The following is a 15,107-nucleotide window of genomic DNA, read 5'->3' as shown; positions in this document are numbered from 1 at the left end:
GGGCGTCCCTGCCTTATCAGCGGCGGCTGATCAGCAAGCCGAGCAGCAGGCCGGTCACGCCTGCGATGCCGATGGCTTGCCAGGGATTGTCATGCACGTAGTCGTCGGTGGCGCGGGCGGCCTTGCGGCCGCGCTCGAGCACCGCGTCCTGGGCTTCGTAGAGGGCTTCGCGGGTGCGCTTGAGCGAGGTCATGGCGCGTTCGCGCAGTTCGGTGGCTTTGTCGCCCGTGCTGCTGGCGGCTTCGCGCAGCAGGCTTTCAGCGTCGTTCAGGCTGGTCTTGACACTGTCGATGAGTTTTTCTTTTGCGACTTCTTCGGATTTTCTCGTGGCCATGTTTGAGCTCCTGTTGTGTGTCTATGACGAAACCATCATACCAGCCGCCCCGCGAGGAGCATGGCCGGCTTGCTACCGTGTGCTACTTGATTTGCGTAATCTCAACGGCGGACTTGACACCGCCCTGGTCGATGTCCTGTTTCATGACCAGGTTGACCGCCGGGCAATACCAATCGGTGACGGTGGTGTTCATGCCCGGGATAGGAATGGTCAGGCCCTGGAAGGTGGCCATCGTGGGCTCGGAATTGCGCGAGTACGAAATGGGATGGCAGGACTGCTGGCCCAGCGCGGTGCTGATGGCGGTGGCACGCCCCACGCTCTTCTCGCCGATGCGCACCGTGGTGCTGGGCTGGCCGCCCACCGGCGCTTCCTTGCCGATTTTCAGACGAAACGACGAACCGGGCAGCTTCTGGCCGGGGTTCAGTTTGCCGTCATACGCGAACAGGCCCAGCATGCGCAGGTCGAACTGCCCTTCGGAGGGCTTGGGCGCTTCGCCGGCGGTGGCGTACTTGAGGAAAGTGGCCTGCCCGCCTTTGACCGTCATGAGGTAGTCGAGGTTGGACTTGCCCGGCGGCAGGCCCGCGTAGCTGAAACGGGCGACTCCCTGCACGCGGGCGCGGCAGTTATCGCCATTGCTTTTTGTAACCTCGGTGAAGGCCAGGTCGGCGCCCAGCGCGATGTTGCCCGAGCCGGTGAGCTGGACCGCGCCGCCGTCATGCATGAACTTCGCGTCGCACACGCCCGCCTGCGCCGCGCCGGCCGTGCCCAGCCCGCCAACCATCACTATCAGGGATGCCAATTTTCGCAAAGCCACAAGCCACTCCAGAAATCAGAAAACGCCCCCCGCTTTGCGCGGATGGCTGGCTTGATACTACACCGGTTGGCAAAAGCGCCGCATGACCGAACGTGTCAGGCAGGTCACGCTTTTCCCAGCCGGTCAGGCGGCAACGCGCGACGCCTCGGCCACGGCCGGCCCCTGCGCCTGGGGCGCCGGCACGCTGGCCAGGGCCGCGGGCTGGGTCCGTTCCGGATTGCCGTGGCGGCGGTGCAGGAAATCCACCACCCCGGCACGGCACGCCAGGTAGACCGGGTCATTGGCCAGCCGCACCCGGTCACGCGGCCGCGGCAAGGGCACGGGCAGGATTTCCCCGATGGTCGCTGCCGGCCCGTTGGTCAGCATGACGATGCGGTCCGACAGCAGCACGGCCTCGTCCACGTCGTGCGTGACCATGATGGTGGTGGTGCGCGTCTTTGCCACGATCTTGAGCAGCTCGTCCTGCAGATGCGCGCGGGTCAGCGCATCCAGGGCGCCGAACGGCTCGTCCATCAGCAGCACGCCGGGCTCGATCGCCAGGGCGCGGGCGATGCCCACGCGTTGCTTCATGCCGCCGGATATCTCGCGCGGCAGCTTGTTCTGGGCGGGCAGCAGCCCCACCAGGTCGAGCGCCGCGCGGGTGCGGTCAGCCAGCTGGGCGCGTTTTTCGGTGGCGCCGAAGACCCGCTCCACCGCCAGGTGCACGTTCTGGAAGCACGTCAGCCAGGGCAACAGCGAATGGTTCTGGAACACTACCGCACGGTCCGGGCCCGGTCCGGTGATCTCGCGCTCGGCGCACAGCAGCACACCGCTGGTGGGGCGGGTCAGGCCGGCGATCAGGTTCAGCAGGGTGGACTTGCCGCAGCCCGAGTGGCCGATCAGCGTGATGAATTCGCCCTGCTCCACGGTCAGGTCGATATCGCGCAGGGCCACGAAGGCACCCTTGCGGGTGGTGAAGGTCTGGCCCACGCGTTCGATGCGTACGAATTTCTTCATGGCGCTATTCCTCGGTATAGGTGAAGCGGCGGGCCAGCGCGACCAGCAGCGTTTCCAGGATCAGGCCGACGATGCCGATCACGAAAATGGCGATGACGATGTGTTCGACCTTCAGGTTGTTCCATTCGTCCCACAGCCAGAAGCCGATGCCGGTGCCGCCCGTCAGCATCTCGGCGGCCACGATCACCAGCCACGCGGTGCCGATCGACAACCGCACGCCGGTCAGCATGTAGGGCAGCACCGCCGGCAGCAGCACCTTGGTGGTGACCTTCCATTCCGACAGGTTCAGCACCCGCGCCACATTCAGGTAGTCCTGCGGCACGCGCGACACGCCGACGGCGGTGTTGATGATCATGGGCCAGATCGAACAGATGAAAATCGCCCAGATGGCCGCCGGGTTCGCGGCCTTGAACAGCAACAGGCCCAGCGGCAGCCACGCCAGCGGCGACACGGGTCGCAGCAGGCTCACGATGGGCGAAAACATGGCCCGCACCGGCCCATAGCGGCCGATGGCGAAGCCCACGGGAATGCCGATCAGCGCGGCCAGCCCGAAGCCGATGCCCACCCGCTGCAAGGACGCCAGCAAGTTCCAGCCGATGCCCTTGTCGTTCGGGCCATTGTCGTAGAACGGGTCGGCAAACAAGGCGACCGCCGCCTGCCAGGTCACCCCCGGCGTGGGAATCTCGGGAATGCGCATGGCGACCACCTGCCACACCAGCACGAAAAGCGCGAAGCCGGCCACCGGGCCGACCACGGCGCGCAGCGCGGCTTCCAGGTAGTCGCGCCCGGCGTCTGCCCAGAGCCTGGCGCGGGCGCCTGCGCCTGCCGTCGGGGCGGCCCCGGCCAAGGCGCTGCCGGCCATGGCCGCCCCCGCTGTGCCGCCCGCCAAGGCGCCCCCTTCCCTATTCGTCACGCTAGACATGGTGTTGCTCCTTATCGCAAACCGGCGCTCAGGCCCTGACCTTGAAACCGTCGGCGTAGGCCGCCGGATTGCTGCCGTCCCACACCACGCCGTCGATCAGCTTCGAACTGCGCGTCTCGCTGGCGGGCAGCGCAATGCCCGCGGCCTGGGCGGCCTGCTTGTAGATATCGATGCGGTTGACCTGGCGCGCCGTGGCCAGGTAGTCGGGATGGTCCTTGAGAAGGCCCCAGCGCTTGTGCTGGGTCAGGAACCACATGCCGTCGCTCAGGTACGGGAAGTTGGCCGCGCCATCGCCCGAGAAGCGCATCGCATGCTCGTCGTTCCACTGCTTGCCCAGGCCGTCTTCATACTGGCCCAGCATGCGGCCCACGATGGCGCTGGCGTCGGTGTTGACGTAGGACTTGGCGGCGATGGTCTCGGCGGTCTTCTGGCGGTTGGCGGGCGAGGCATCGATCCACTTGCCGGCTTCCAGGATGGCGGCGGTCACGGCGCGCGCCGTGTTGGGGTTGCGCGCCACGAAGTCGGCGCTGGTGCCCAGCACCTTTTCGGGGTGATCGGTCCAGATGGCCTGGGTGGTCACGGCCGTGAAGCCGATCTTGTCGAGGATGGCGCGGGCGCCCCACGGCTCGCCCACGCAATAGCCATCCATATTGCCCACGCGCATGTTGGCCACCATCTGCGGCGGCGGCACGGTGATGACCTTGGCGTCCTTCATCGGGTCGATGCCGTACGCGGCCAGCCAGTAATACAGCCACATCGCATGCGTGCCGGTCGGAAACGTCTGGGCGAAGGTGTATTCGCGCTTGTCGGACGCCATGACCTTGGCCAGCGATTCGCCATCGCGCGCGCCGGCTTGCAGCAGCTTGTTCGACAGCGTGATGGCCTGGCCGTTCTGGTTCAGGTTCATCAGCACGGCCATGTCCTTCTTCGCCCCGCCCACGCCCATCTGCACGCCATAGATCAGGCCGTACAGCACGTGGGCCATGTCCAGTTCGCCATTGAGCAGCTTGTCGCGCACCGCCGCCCACGACGCTTCCTTGGACGGCGTGATGGTGACGCCATGCTTCTTGTCGATGCCCAGCACCGAGGCCATGACGACCGAGGCGCAATCGGTCAGCGGAATGAAGCCGATCTTGACCTCGGGCTTCTCGGGCGCATCGCTGCCCGCCGCCCAGGCGCCGGCCCGCACCAGGGGATCGACCAGCGACAAAAGGCTGGCGCCCGCCACCGCGCGCGCGGTGCCCGCCAGCCATTGGCGGCGGCCGCTGCTGGCGGGACCGGCCGAAGCGGAAGCGGCGTCGGACAGAAGGGGTTTCACAGGCGTCTTCGGTTGCGTCATACGGGGCTCCTGGCAAAAAAAAACGTCCCGCGCGCCCTGCGGGAACAACCCGTCGGCGCTGCGGAACGTCGTTGTTCCCTGCCGCGAATCGCGGCGCTTGGCGTGGGCGGGCCGCACGCGGCGCCCCCATGAACCCTTAAGCAATCGCTGTGCCAGCCTGATTGCGCCGCTGCCTGGCCCACCGCCAGCCCGCGCCGATACTGGTTTTGCGGGCGGCAGGCGGCAAATCCGCGGCCGCCACGCAACGGGCCCGGCCGCCTCCGATGGTCCACTTTGGTGCAACACACCCTGCGGCGGCGCACCATCGACGTGCGGTTTTTCGCGCCGCGACCTGCCGTTGCCCGAGCCGAGCTCGCGCCCGGCGGCCGGCATGGAACTTGCGTCACTAGCCAGGCAGGCGCGCCCGACGGGCCTGCCAAATAAGTTATGGATATATGGATTCAAGAAATCAGAAGTTGTGGGGATGAAACCCCATCCCTATGATCGACTGACCTTCTGCCGGGTGCGCCCGAGGCTGCGTGATGAAGCTTTTCCCGATTTTTGCCGATCTGAAAGACCGGCCCGTGCTGGTCGTGGGCGGCGGCGCCGTGGCCGAGCGCAAGACGCTCGCCTTGCTGCAAGCGCACGCCGACGTGGCCGTCGGCGCGCCGGACCTGACCCCCGCCCTGGCGGATCTGCTGGCCCAGGGCCGCATCCGCCACCTGCCCGGCCCGTTCGACCCGGCGTGGCTCGACGGGGTGTGGCTGGTGGTTGCGGCCACCGACGACCGCAGCGTCAATGCCGCCGTGTCCGACGCCGCCCAGGCCCGCCGGATTTTCAGCAACGTGGTGGACGACCCCGAACTGTCGTCGTTCCAGGTCCCGTCCATCGTCGACCGCTCGCCGGTCATCGTCGCCATCTCGTCGTCCGGCGTGGCCCCGGTGCTGGCGCGGCGCCTGCGCGAACGCATCGAATCCCTGTTCGACCACACCCTGGGCCACCTGGCCGGGCTGGCCGAACGCTACCGCCAACGCATCCGCGCCGGCCACCCCGACCTGGGCGCGCGCCGCCGCTTCTATGACTGGCTGCTGGACGGCCCCGTAGCCGGCCTGCTGCGCCAGCAGCAGCCCGACGCGGCCGAGGCCGCCCTGGCGGCGGCGCTGGCCCAGCCGCTGGCGCCCGCCGAAGGCAGCGTGGTCCTGGTGGGCGCCGGCCCCGGCGACCCCGGCCTGTTGACACTGAAGGCGCTGCGCGCGCTGAACGAAGCCGACGTGATTCTGTACGACCGCCTGGTCAGCGATGACATCATGTCGCTGGCGCGCCGCGACGCCGAACGCGTTTCGGTGGGCAAGCTGCCCGGTGAAGACCACCACGCCACCCAGGCGCGCATTCACGCGCTGCTGGTCGAACACGCCCGCGCCGGCCGCAGGGTGGTGCGCCTGAAAGGCGGCGACGCGTTCATTTTCGGCCGGGGCGGCGAAGAACTGGAACACCTGCGCGCCCACGGCGTGCGCTACGAGGTCGTGCCCGGCATCACCGCCGCACTGGCCTGTGCGGCCTACGCCGGCATTCCGCTGACGCACCGCGAACATGCCCAGTCGGTTCGACTGGTGACGGCGCACTGCCGCGAAGACGAAGACAACCTGGATTGGCCGGCACTGGCCCGCGAAAAACAGACCCTGGCCTTCTATATGGGAGTGGGTCAGCTCGAATTGCTGACGCAGCGCCTGATACGCCACGGCCGTGCGCCGCAGACGCCGTTCGCACTGGTCGAAAACGGCAGCCGCCCCGAACAGCGGGTGCTGTCGGGTTCGTTGCAGGACTTGCCGCAACTGGCGCGCGCCCATGCCATCCGGTCCCCCGCCCTCTTGATCGTGGGCGAAGTGGCCGGACTGGCTCAGTCATTGCATTGGTTTGGCGAGCACCTGGAAGGGGCGCCGCAGCGGCTGGCGGCCTAGGGCCCCGTCCATGAAAGCGGGCCGGGGCCACGGCGAACGGGCCCCGGACAGACGGCATCAGTCCGTCTTTTGCGTGGTGCCGAAAATGCGGTCGCCCGCGTCACCCAGGCCCGGCATGATGTAGCCGTGCTCGTTCAGGCCGTCGTCGATGGACGCCGTGTAGATATGCACATCCGGGTGCTTGGACAGCACCGCGTCGATGCCGACCGGCGCGGCCACCAGCACCAGCGCACGAATTTCCTTGCAGCCGGCGCGCTTGAGCAGGTCGATCGCGGCGACCATCGAGCCGCCGGTCGCCAGCATCGGGTCGACGATCAGGGCCAGGCGCTGGTCCAGTTCACCCACCAGGCGTTCCAGGTAGGTGTGCGCTTCCAGGGTTTCTTCGTTGCGGGCCACGCCCACCACGCTGACCTTGGCGCCGGGGATCAGGCTGAGCACGCCGTCCAGCATGCCGATGCCGGCGCGCAGGATGGGCACCACGGTGACTTTCTTGCCGGCGATCTTCTCGACCTGCACCGAGCCACACCAGCCTTCGACGGTGGCGGGCGCCAGCGGCAGGTCCTTGGACGCCTCATAAGTGAGCAGCGCGCCCACTTCCTGCGACAGTTCACGGAAGCTCTTGGTACTGAGGTCGGCGCGACGCATGATCCCGAGCTTGTGGCGGATCAGCGGATGGCGGATTTCGTGCACGGGCATGTGCGTAAATCTCCAGAATTATTGATAGACAGGGTATTTCGCCTCAGGCGCCACCGCCACGCGGTGCACGCCAGAGAATCGTAATCGGTTTAAGGGAAAAGCGGCGGATGGGCGCGCCGCGACGCGCCCATCCTGCCCGCCCTATTGTTCGGCCAGCCAGGCGATCAGCGCGTCGTCGAACGCCCGCACGGCGCCCGCCTGTTCGTGGTTGACGATGCTGACCACGACAAAGCGCTTGCCGCTGGCGCCCAGCACGTAACCGGCGATCGAGCGCACGTCGCGCAGCGATCCGGTTTTCAGGTGGGCCATGCCGGCGGTGCCGTCGCCCTTCAGGCGGCGACGCACCGTGCCATCGACGCCGGCGATTGCCAAGGACGAAATGTACTCGGGCATGACCGGCGAATTCCAGGCCACGGTCAGCATCGACGCCAGACTGTCGGCCGACACCCGGGCCTCGCGCGACAGGCCGGCGCCGTTGTCGATCACCAGTTCCGGCATGTCCAGGCCCTGCCTGGCCAAGAGGCCCTTGGCCACGGTCTCGCTGCTGGCCACCGTAGCCGGCCGGCGGCCCCGCTCGGCGCCCAGGGTCAACAGCAAGGTGCGCGCCATGACGTTGTTGCTGCGCTTGTTGATCTGGCGGATCACTTCGGCCAGGGTCGGCGAATCATGCGAAGCCAGCACCACGGCATCGCCGGGCACCACGCCCGTGCGGACCTGGCCCTTGAAGGTGCCTCCCAGCTCCTTCCAGAGCATGCGGAAGACTTCGGTGGCGTAGTCGTTCTGCGACAGCGCCAGGCGGTACAGGCTGAATTCACCGCAGGATCCGGCCACCTTGCCGCTGACGCGCAGGGTCACGCCCTGCTGGGTGATGACGGGGTCGGTCTGGACCACCGGCGCGCCGGGGCATCGCACGTCGCTCCAGTCGACCTTGCCTTCGATCTTCAGGCCGGGCAGCGGCGGGTCGATCAGGGGCACCCATTTATTGGCGGCCGGATCGGGGCTGAACAGGATGCGCACGGCGCCAAAACCCACCATCAGCGCGTCGGGGCTGGCGTTATAGGCGCGGTCGGGCGCGCCGTCGAAGGCGCCGGGGTCGGTCGCCACCTGGCCGAAGATGCTGCGGTCGATCACCAGGTCATTGATCTGCTTGACCCCGCGCAGGCGCAATTCGCGCAGCAGCGCCCACAGGTCCTGCATCAGGAATTGCGGGTCGCCGCCAGCGCGCAGGTACAGCGGACCGGGCAACACGCCGCGGGCGTCCGGCCGCGCGCCCGGCTCGGTCATGAAATCGGTGCGCCAGACGTAATTGGGCCCCAGCTCGGACAGCGCGGCCCAGGTGGTGACCAGTTTCATCACCGATGCCGGGTTGCGGGCTTCCTTGGCGTTCAGGGTCGCCAGCCGCGGGCCGCCGACCTCTTGCACCACCAGGGACAGGGCGCTGTCGGGCAGCTTGGTGGCCTTCCAGGCGTTGACCACGCTGGGCGGCAGGCCGGGCACCTGCGCGCAGGCATTGCCCGCAGCCAGGGCCAGCAACCCGCCAGCCAGCCACCGCGCCGGCCCGCTCCACCGCTTTTTCCCTGATCCTGTCATGCCCTGTCCACCTGGTTGCCTGTCCCGCGAAACCGAGAGCATACAAAACCTGCGACGGTTACGGGTGGCGGTGGGTCGATGCCTCGCGCCAAGCCGCCCCGTTCGGGACGATTCCGCGGCATCCGGGCGGCCCGGGTCGCCGACCGGCCGGTCAACGGCAGGCAGCTACTGCAGTTTCCATTTGCCGCCCGCCACGGTCGCCATGACCAGTGCGCGCTCGTCCAGGCCGTTGTGGTCGGTGGCGCTCATGTTGACCACGCCAGTGGCCGTCGGCAGGTTCTTCACGTTTTCCAGCGCCTCACGCAGCGCCGCCCGGAATTCCGGCGTGCCCGGCTTGGCCGACTTGAGCGCCACGGGGATCGCCTGCTGCAACAACAAGCCCACGTCCCAGGTATAGGCGGCGAACAGGGACACGCTGCCCGGGCCGTTGGCCGCCTCGTACTTCTTGGCGAAGGCCTGCGCCGTGGCCTTGACCGGATGGCTCTCGGGCAGCAGGTCGGCCACCATCACCGGCCCCACCGGCACCCAGGCGCCATCGCAGGCCGCCCCGCACACCCGCAGGAAATCATTGTTGGCCACGCCGTGGTTGAAATAGATCTTGCCCGGGTAGCCACGCTCGCGCAGCGCCCGGGCCGGCATCGCGGCCGGCGTGCCGGACGCGCCCACCACCACCGCATCCGGGGCGGCGCCCACCAGCTTCAGGGTCTGCGCCACGGCCGAGGTGTCGGTGGGCGCGAAACTCTCGCGGCCCACGATCTCGATGCCGTGCTGCCTGGCCGCCTTTTCCACTTCCACCCAGAAGGTCTCGCCCAGGGCGTTGTTGAAGCCGATGAAGGCCAGCTTCTTGACGCCGTTGGCGGCGGCATGGCGGGCAATGCCCTCAGCCATCAGGGAATCGGAATGCGGCGTCTTGAAGACCCAGCGGCGCTTGTCGTCCACCGGGTCGATCAGACGGGCCGACGACGCCAGCGTGATCACCGGCGTGGCGCCGCTGGCCACGGTATCCAGCATGGCCATGGTGTTGGGGGTGGTGGTCGAGCCGACGATCAGGTCGACCTTGTTCTCGGAAATCAGCTTGTGCGAATTGCTGACCGCCCGGGTGGTGTCGGACGCGTCGTCCAGCACCATGTATTCCACTTTCACGCCGCCGATCTCGGTGGGCAGCAGGCTGATGGTGTTGCGTTCGGGAATGCCCAGCGAGGCCTGGGGGCCGGTGGTGGACAGGGTGGCGCCGATCTTCACCTGCGCCAGCGCGGGTGCGGCGGCCGCGACCAGCAGGGCCGCCAACGCGGCCTTCAATGTGCAACGGGGGGTCATGCGTCGTCTCCTTTGGGGTGCGGATATCGTTATGCGTCTTGCCGATCCGCTACGGCGTCAAAAGCGTTATACGACGGGAACCTCAGCCTGCGGCAGGAAAGCGCCCTTATGGAAAACCAGTGCTCCGCCGTCATCGTCCGGGGCGTGCAGGCGCAGCACTTCGCCGATCAGCACGGCGTGGTCGCCCACTTCCAGCACCTGGCGGGTGGCGCACTCGAAGCGCGCGGCGCAGGCATCGAACACGGGAATGCCGTCCTGCCCCACATACCAGTCCAGCCCGGCGTAACGATCGGCCACCGGCTGCGAAAATACGCGCGCCAGGTCGCGTTGCGGCGCCCCCAGCACATGGATGGCAAAGCCGCCCTGTGCCATGAAATCGGCGTAGTGCATGCTGGCGCGGCGCAGGCTCCAGAGCACCAGCGGCGGGTCCAGCGACACCGGGGCGAAGGAATTGACCGTCAGGCCGATGGGCCCCTGGGCGCCCGCGGCGGTCACGACCGTGACGCCGGTGGCATAGCGCCCCAGCGCCTGCCGCAGGCGCATCGGGCTGAGATCAAGGCTGGCGCAGGTCATGGAAGGCTCCGGCGGGTCGACGATGCGGGGCGGGCAGGACAGGACGGCGCGTGCCGGCAGGCAGGCACGCGTATTGCCGTCAGGCCGGCACGGCCGCGGAGGGGCGCACGCCCGACAGCGGCACGGCCTCGTCCATCAGGCGCTGCATCGAATCCAGCACCCGGTCCTGCGGCATCAGGCCGAAATTGTGCAGGCTCATCACATGGTCCAGGCCCATGTCCGCCAGCCGCGCCAGCTTGTCGGCCACGGTGCGGGGCGAACCGAACAGCGACAGGCCGCTGGCGATGATGTCGTCGTAGACCTGCCTGCGGGCATACAGGCGCGTTTCCACATACAGGTCGAAAGCGCGGGCGGCGCGTTCGCGGGCCTCGTCGTCGGTGGCTGCCACGTGGGTATGCAGCGCCACGGCCGCCATGCCGGACGCGTCCTCGATGCCGGCTTCGGCCAGGCCGCGGCGGTAGTCCTGCATCATCAGGCCGATCTCTTCGAAGTTGTCCACCGCCGCGTAAGGCACGAACAGCATGCGGCGCCCCTGGCGGCCCACGTGGTAGGCCGCCTCGCGGCGCAGGATGGCCACATAGACGGGCACCGGCTGCTGCACCGGCTGCACGTTCAGCCGGACCTCGCGGATGGTATTGAACTTGCCTTCGTGGCTGACCCGTTCGCCGGACAGCAGGCGCTCGACCAGCATCAGGTTTTCATCGAAGCGCTCGCGCTTGATGGCCGGGTCGACGTTGTAGCCCTCGAACTCGTGCTTCAGATAGCCCGACCCCACGCCCAGCGACAGCCTGCCTTGCGAAAGCTGGTCCACCAAGGCATAGTTTTCCGCCACCGTCAGGGGGTTGTGGAAGGTCAGGATCGAAATCGCGGTCCCCAGCCTCAGGCGCGTCGTCTGCTGCGACAGGGCCGCCAGGAACACCGCCGGATTGGGTACCGCGCCGTATTCATGAAAGTGATGCTCGGCCACCCAGAAGGTGTCGTACCCCCACTGTTCGGCCTGGCGGGCCTGCTCCAGCACCTGGCTGTACAACTGGCCCAGGCTGCGGGGCTGGTCGGGGTAATGGTCCTGTACCGAGAAGATGGACAGCTTCATGGGTTGTCTCCGTATTTGTCCGCGGCGGCGCGCTGATGTATTTTTTAGTGATACACGTATTCTAATAAGAGACGAACTGATGTCAACAGAGAGCAGCACCGGAATCCAGTCCGCCGAAATCGCCCTGGACGTCCTGACCCGGCTGGCCGAACTGGGCGGCGCCGTGTCGGTGTCGGAACTGGGCCGAAGCCTGGACATGCCGCGCGCCAAGGCGCACCGCTACCTGGTGTCGCTGGAACGGCGCGGCTACGTCGAGCAGGACCCTGCCAGCGCCCGCTACCGGCTGGGGCCCCAGGCCCTGCACACGGGCCTGGCGGCGCTGGCCGAGGTGGATTTCGTGAAGCTGGCGGCCGGTTGCCTGGAAGACCTGAGCGCCGCCATCGGCCAGACCGTCTTCATCTCCGTCTGGGGCCAGCACGGCCCCACCATCGTGCAGTGGCGCGACGCCCGCCTGCCCGTCACGGTGAACGTGCGGGTCGGCTCGGTGCTGCCGCTGCTCAACAGCGCCACCGGGCGCGTGTTCGCGGCCTGGCTGCCCGAAGCGCTGGCGCTGTCACGCGCCCTGGCGGAATGGGAGGCGGCGCAACGCCAGGGCGCCGACCCGGCGAGCCTGCTGGGCGATCCCGCCGGCCCGGACCTGCCGGCTGCCACCGTGGCGGACCCTGCCGGGGTCCTGCGGCGACGCTGGCTCGCCACCCGCGAACGCGGCTATGCCAGTGTCAGCGGCCATCTGCTGCACGGCATCGACTCGGCCGCGCTGCCGGTGCTGGACGCCCAGGGCCAACTGGCCGGGGCCATCACCGGCCTGGGCCTGCACGGCGGCTTCGACCTGTCGCCAGACGGCGCGCCGCTGCGCGCGCTGGCGGCGGCAGCGGCCGACTGCTCGCGCCGGTTGGGCTGGCGCGGCGGACGCTGAATCGGCCGTGCCCCGGCCCGGCCAGCCGCCCTTTTTCCCAGCCCCTTTACAATACCGAGTTGCCCCCGAGCCGGCCCCCGGGCCGGGCTCGTATTTTTGCCGCCCCATTGCCGGCGGCCCGGCGCCCTTGCTGCGACCCTCGCCACGCCCGCCCCCTGATACCGATATCCCGTGCACGCCCTTACCGTTTCCGACTTCGACTACGAGCTGCCCCCCGAGCTCATCGCGCAGACGCCCGCCGCCCAGCGCACGGGCAGCCGGCTGCTGCACCTGGACGGCGCCAGCCAGCTGCATGACCGCCGCTTCGCCGACCTGGAAGGGCTGCTGCGCCCCGGCGACCTGCTCGTGTTCAACGACACGCGCGTGATCAAGGCGCGCCTGGCCGGCCACAAGGCCACCGGCGGCAAGATCGAAGTCCTGGTCGAACGCATCACCGACACCAACCGCGCCCTGGCGCACGTGCGGGCCAGCAAATCGCCCGGCCCCGGCATGGTGCTGCGCCTGGCCGACGCCTTCGACGCCACCGTGCTGGGCCGCGAAGGCGAGCTGTTCGACATCCGCTTTCCCGGCCCCGTGCTGGACCTGCTGGACGCCCACGGCGCCACGCCGCTGCCGCCCTACATCACGCACGAAGCCGACGCCGGCGACGACGACCGCTACCAGACCGTCTACGCCCGCGAACCCGGCGCCGTCGCCGCCCCCACCGCCGGCCTGCACTTTGACCAGCCCACGCTCGACCGCCTGGCCGCGCTGGGCGTGGACCGCGCCTTCGTCACCCTGCACGTGGGCGCCGGCACCTTCCAGCCCGTGCGCGTGGACAACCTGGCCGACCACATCATGCACGCCGAGTGGTTCACCGTGCCGCAAGCCGCGGTGGACGCCATCGCCGCGGCCCGCGCCAAGGGCGGCCGCGTCATCGCGGTGGGCACCACCAGCGTGCGCGCCCTGGAATCCGCCGCCGCGCAGACCGAAGGCCGCACCGCCCCCGGGCTGCCACTGGCCGCGGCCCAGGGCGACACCCGCCTGTTCATCACCCCCGGCTACCAGTACCGCGTCGTCGACGCCCTGGTCACCAACTTCCACCTGCCCCAGTCGACCTTGCTGATGCTGGTGTCGGCGCTGGCCGGCGTCGAGCCGATCCGCCGCGCCTATGCCCACGCCGTGGCCCAGCGCTACCGCTTCTTCAGCTATGGCGACGCCATGTTCATCGAATCCCCTGCCCCATGACCGGACTGAATTTCGAACTGCTCGCCACCGATGGCGGCGCCCGCCGCGGCCGCATCACGCTGAACCACGGCGTGGTGGAAACGCCCATCTTCATGCCCGTGGGCACCTATGGCAGCGTCAAGGCCATGATGCCGCACGAGCTCAAGGAAATCGGCTCGCAGATCGTGCTGGGCAACACCTTCCACCTGTGGCTGCGCCCGGGCACGGAAATCATGGAAAAGCACGGCGGCCTGCATGGCTTCATGCAGTGGGACAAGCCCATCCTGACGGATTCGGGCGGCTTTCAGGTGTTCAGCCTGCAAGGCATGCGCAAGATCACCGAGGAAGGCGTCAAGTTCGCCTCGCCCATCGATGGCGCGCGCCTGTTCCTGACACCCGAAGAATCCATGCGCATCCAGCGTTCGCTCAATTCGGACATCGTCATGGTGTTCGACGAGTGCACGCCGTATGAAATCGACGGCCGGCCCGCCACCGTCGAAGAGGCCGCCCGGTCCATGCGCATGTCGCTGCGCTGGGCGCGCCGTTCGCGCGAGGAATTCGACCGCCTGGAAAACCCGAACGCGCTGTTCGGCATCGTCCAGGGCGGCATGTACGAGGCGCTGCGCGACGAGTCCCTGGCCGGCCTGCAGGACATCGGCTTTCATGGCTACGCCATCGGCGGCCTGTCGGTGGGCGAGCCCAAGGAAGACATGATGCGCATCCTGGCGCATGTCACGCCCAAGCTGCCGGCCCAGGCGCCGCGCTACCTGATGGGCGTGGGCACGCCGGAAGACCTGGTCGAGGGCGTGAGCCGCGGCGTGGACATGTTCGACTGCGTCATGCCGACCCGCAACGCGCGCAACGGCTGGCTGTTCACCCGCTTTGGCGACGTCAAGATCCGCAACGCCAAGTACCGCGACGACACCCGCCCGCTGGACCCCAGCTGCGAATGCCACACCTGCGCGCACTTTTCGCGCGCCTACCTGCACCACCTGCAGCGCGCCAACGAAATCACCGGCGCGCGCCTGAACACCCTGCACAACCTGCACTTCTACCTGACCATCATGAAGGAAATGCGGGAAGCCATCGCCGAAGGCCGCTTCGACGCCTGGCGCGCCCAATTTGCCGCCGATCGGGCGCGCGGGGTGGAATAGGGCCGCCGGCGCAGGTCGGCGACCCTAGTGAAAACCACGAGGCCATGGGGGCTTTTTATTTGGCGATCCGCCCCCATCACTGCGCACAGGCCGTGACAGGTAGCCGGGAATAACCTCGCTACAATAGTCGGCTTGCCCTATCCATGGCTCGCGCGGGGATGGGCGCAGAACAAGATCGACGACAGCTCGATACAAACAAACCCAAACAGACTATACGCAG

The 15,107-nt window shown here is 68.2% G+C and carries 14 protein-coding genes; 4 read left to right on the top strand and 10 right to left on the bottom strand.

Annotated features, from left to right (window positions below; translation table 11 throughout):
* Window positions 1-16: 16 nt before the first annotated feature.
* The 5 genes from AC6LJ2_RS18185 to AC6LJ2_RS18165 all read right to left on the bottom strand — a co-directional run bounded on the left by AC6LJ2_RS18185 (window position 17) and on the right by AC6LJ2_RS18165 (window position 4,405).
* The gene (locus tag AC6LJ2_RS18185) at window positions 17-334 is read right to left on the bottom strand and encodes an ElaB/YgaM/YqjD family protein (RefSeq protein WP_025137331.1); all 318 of its coding nucleotides are present in this window, start codon (window positions 332-334) and stop codon (window positions 17-19) included.
* 82 nt (window positions 335-416) lie between these two features.
* Window positions 417-1,115, bottom strand: coding sequence for a hypothetical protein (locus AC6LJ2_RS18180; protein WP_263911605.1), 699 nt, complete (start codon window positions 1,113-1,115; stop codon window positions 417-419).
* A 156-nt stretch (window positions 1,116-1,271) separates the two neighbouring features.
* Window positions 1,272-2,144 carry an ABC transporter ATP-binding protein gene (locus AC6LJ2_RS18175; protein ID WP_498151860.1) on the bottom strand — a complete coding sequence of 291 codons (873 nt, stop codon included), beginning with the start codon at window positions 2,142-2,144 and terminating at the stop codon, window positions 1,272-1,274.
* Window positions 2,145-2,148: 4 nt separating this feature from the next.
* A complete protein-coding gene (gene ntrB, locus AC6LJ2_RS18170; protein ID WP_498151862.1) occupies window positions 2,149-3,006 on the bottom strand; it encodes a nitrate ABC transporter permease in 858 nt (285 codons plus the stop codon).
* 88 nt (window positions 3,007-3,094) lie between these two features.
* Window positions 3,095-4,405 (bottom strand): CmpA/NrtA family ABC transporter substrate-binding protein, encoded by a 1,311-nt coding sequence (locus AC6LJ2_RS18165; RefSeq protein ID WP_498151859.1) that lies wholly within the window; start codon window positions 4,403-4,405, stop codon window positions 3,095-3,097.
* A 521-nt stretch (window positions 4,406-4,926) separates the two neighbouring features.
* Between AC6LJ2_RS18165 and cysG the strand changes: the two genes are divergently transcribed.
* Window positions 4,927-6,342, top strand: coding sequence for a siroheme synthase CysG (gene cysG, locus AC6LJ2_RS18160; RefSeq protein ID WP_263911324.1), 1,416 nt, complete (start codon window positions 4,927-4,929; stop codon window positions 6,340-6,342).
* A gap of 57 nt (window positions 6,343-6,399) precedes the next feature.
* Here the strand turns inward: cysG and upp are convergent, their stop codons facing one another.
* The 5 genes from upp to AC6LJ2_RS18135 all read right to left on the bottom strand — a co-directional run bounded on the left by upp (window position 6,400) and on the right by AC6LJ2_RS18135 (window position 11,611).
* The gene (gene upp, locus AC6LJ2_RS18155) at window positions 6,400-7,038 is read right to left on the bottom strand and encodes a uracil phosphoribosyltransferase (RefSeq protein WP_175194101.1); all 639 of its coding nucleotides are present in this window, start codon (window positions 7,036-7,038) and stop codon (window positions 6,400-6,402) included.
* A gap of 141 nt (window positions 7,039-7,179) precedes the next feature.
* Complete coding sequence (gene dacB / locus AC6LJ2_RS18150; RefSeq protein WP_263911323.1) at window positions 7,180-8,628, bottom strand: D-alanyl-D-alanine carboxypeptidase/D-alanyl-D-alanine endopeptidase; 1,449 nt, start codon at window positions 8,626-8,628, stop codon at window positions 7,180-7,182.
* Window positions 8,629-8,793: 165 nt separating this feature from the next.
* A complete protein-coding gene (locus AC6LJ2_RS18145; protein ID WP_263911321.1) occupies window positions 8,794-9,945 on the bottom strand; it encodes an ABC transporter substrate-binding protein in 1,152 nt (383 codons plus the stop codon).
* A 66-nt stretch (window positions 9,946-10,011) separates the two neighbouring features.
* Complete coding sequence (locus tag AC6LJ2_RS18140) at window positions 10,012-10,518, bottom strand: flavin reductase family protein (protein ID WP_445657303.1); 507 nt, start codon at window positions 10,516-10,518, stop codon at window positions 10,012-10,014.
* 79 nt (window positions 10,519-10,597) lie between these two features.
* Window positions 10,598-11,611: an LLM class flavin-dependent oxidoreductase gene (locus AC6LJ2_RS18135; protein WP_263911317.1), complete on the bottom strand. Its 1,014-nt coding sequence runs from the start codon at window positions 11,609-11,611 to the stop codon at window positions 10,598-10,600.
* Between the two features lie 79 nt (window positions 11,612-11,690).
* Here AC6LJ2_RS18135 and AC6LJ2_RS18130 point away from each other — a divergent pair, with 79 nt between their 5' ends.
* The 3 genes from AC6LJ2_RS18130 (at window position 11,691) to tgt (ending at window position 14,887) form a co-directional block, all read left to right on the top strand.
* Complete coding sequence (locus AC6LJ2_RS18130) at window positions 11,691-12,527, top strand: IclR family transcriptional regulator (RefSeq protein ID WP_445657304.1); 837 nt, start codon at window positions 11,691-11,693, stop codon at window positions 12,525-12,527.
* 171 nt (window positions 12,528-12,698) lie between these two features.
* Entirely contained in the window at window positions 12,699-13,754 is a 1,056-nt protein-coding gene (queA, locus tag AC6LJ2_RS18125; protein ID WP_498151858.1) for a tRNA preQ1(34) S-adenosylmethionine ribosyltransferase-isomerase QueA, read from the top strand.
* Window positions 13,751-14,887: a tRNA guanosine(34) transglycosylase Tgt gene (gene tgt / locus AC6LJ2_RS18120; protein WP_025137318.1), complete on the top strand. Its 1,137-nt coding sequence runs from the start codon at window positions 13,751-13,753 to the stop codon at window positions 14,885-14,887. The genes queA and tgt overlap by 4 nt, the downstream gene beginning before the upstream one ends.
* Window positions 14,888-15,107: the final 220 nt, after the last annotated feature.

The sequence above is a fragment of the Achromobacter sp. 1014246743 genome, assembly GCF_059760725.1.
Note: the sequence above shows the minus strand (reverse complement) of the source record. Positions and strands in the feature narration are given on the sequence as shown.

Excerpts from the sequence above, each read along its gene's own strand:
- AC6LJ2_RS18185 (WP_025137331.1), bottom strand. The coding sequence starts at position 334 with ATGGCCACGAGAAAATCCGAAGAAGTCGCAAAAGAAAAACTCATCGAC.
- AC6LJ2_RS18180 (WP_263911605.1), bottom strand. The coding sequence starts at position 1,115 with ATGGTTGGCGGGCTGGGCACGGCCGGCGCGGCGCAGGCGGGCGTGTGC.
- AC6LJ2_RS18175 (WP_498151860.1), bottom strand. The coding sequence starts at position 2,144 with ATGAAGAAATTCGTACGCATCGAACGCGTGGGCCAGACCTTCACCACC.
- ntrB (WP_498151862.1), bottom strand. The coding sequence starts at position 3,006 with ATGGCCGGCAGCGCCTTGGCCGGGGCCGCCCCGACGGCAGGCGCAGGC.
- AC6LJ2_RS18165 (WP_498151859.1), bottom strand. The coding sequence starts at position 4,405 with ATGACGCAACCGAAGACGCCTGTGAAACCCCTTCTGTCCGACGCCGCT.
- cysG (WP_263911324.1), top strand. The coding sequence starts at position 4,927 with ATGAAGCTTTTCCCGATTTTTGCCGATCTGAAAGACCGGCCCGTGCTG.
- upp (WP_175194101.1), bottom strand. The coding sequence starts at position 7,038 with ATGCCCGTGCACGAAATCCGCCATCCGCTGATCCGCCACAAGCTCGGG.
- dacB (WP_263911323.1), bottom strand. The coding sequence starts at position 8,628 with ATGACAGGATCAGGGAAAAAGCGGTGGAGCGGGCCGGCGCGGTGGCTG.
- AC6LJ2_RS18145 (WP_263911321.1), bottom strand. The coding sequence starts at position 9,945 with ATGACCCCCCGTTGCACATTGAAGGCCGCGTTGGCGGCCCTGCTGGTC.
- AC6LJ2_RS18140 (WP_445657303.1), bottom strand. The coding sequence starts at position 10,518 with ATGACCTGCGCCAGCCTTGATCTCAGCCCGATGCGCCTGCGGCAGGCG.
- AC6LJ2_RS18135 (WP_263911317.1), bottom strand. The coding sequence starts at position 11,611 with ATGAAGCTGTCCATCTTCTCGGTACAGGACCATTACCCCGACCAGCCC.
- AC6LJ2_RS18130 (WP_445657304.1), top strand. The coding sequence starts at position 11,691 with ATGTCAACAGAGAGCAGCACCGGAATCCAGTCCGCCGAAATCGCCCTG.
- tgt (WP_025137318.1), top strand. The coding sequence starts at position 13,751 with ATGACCGGACTGAATTTCGAACTGCTCGCCACCGATGGCGGCGCCCGC.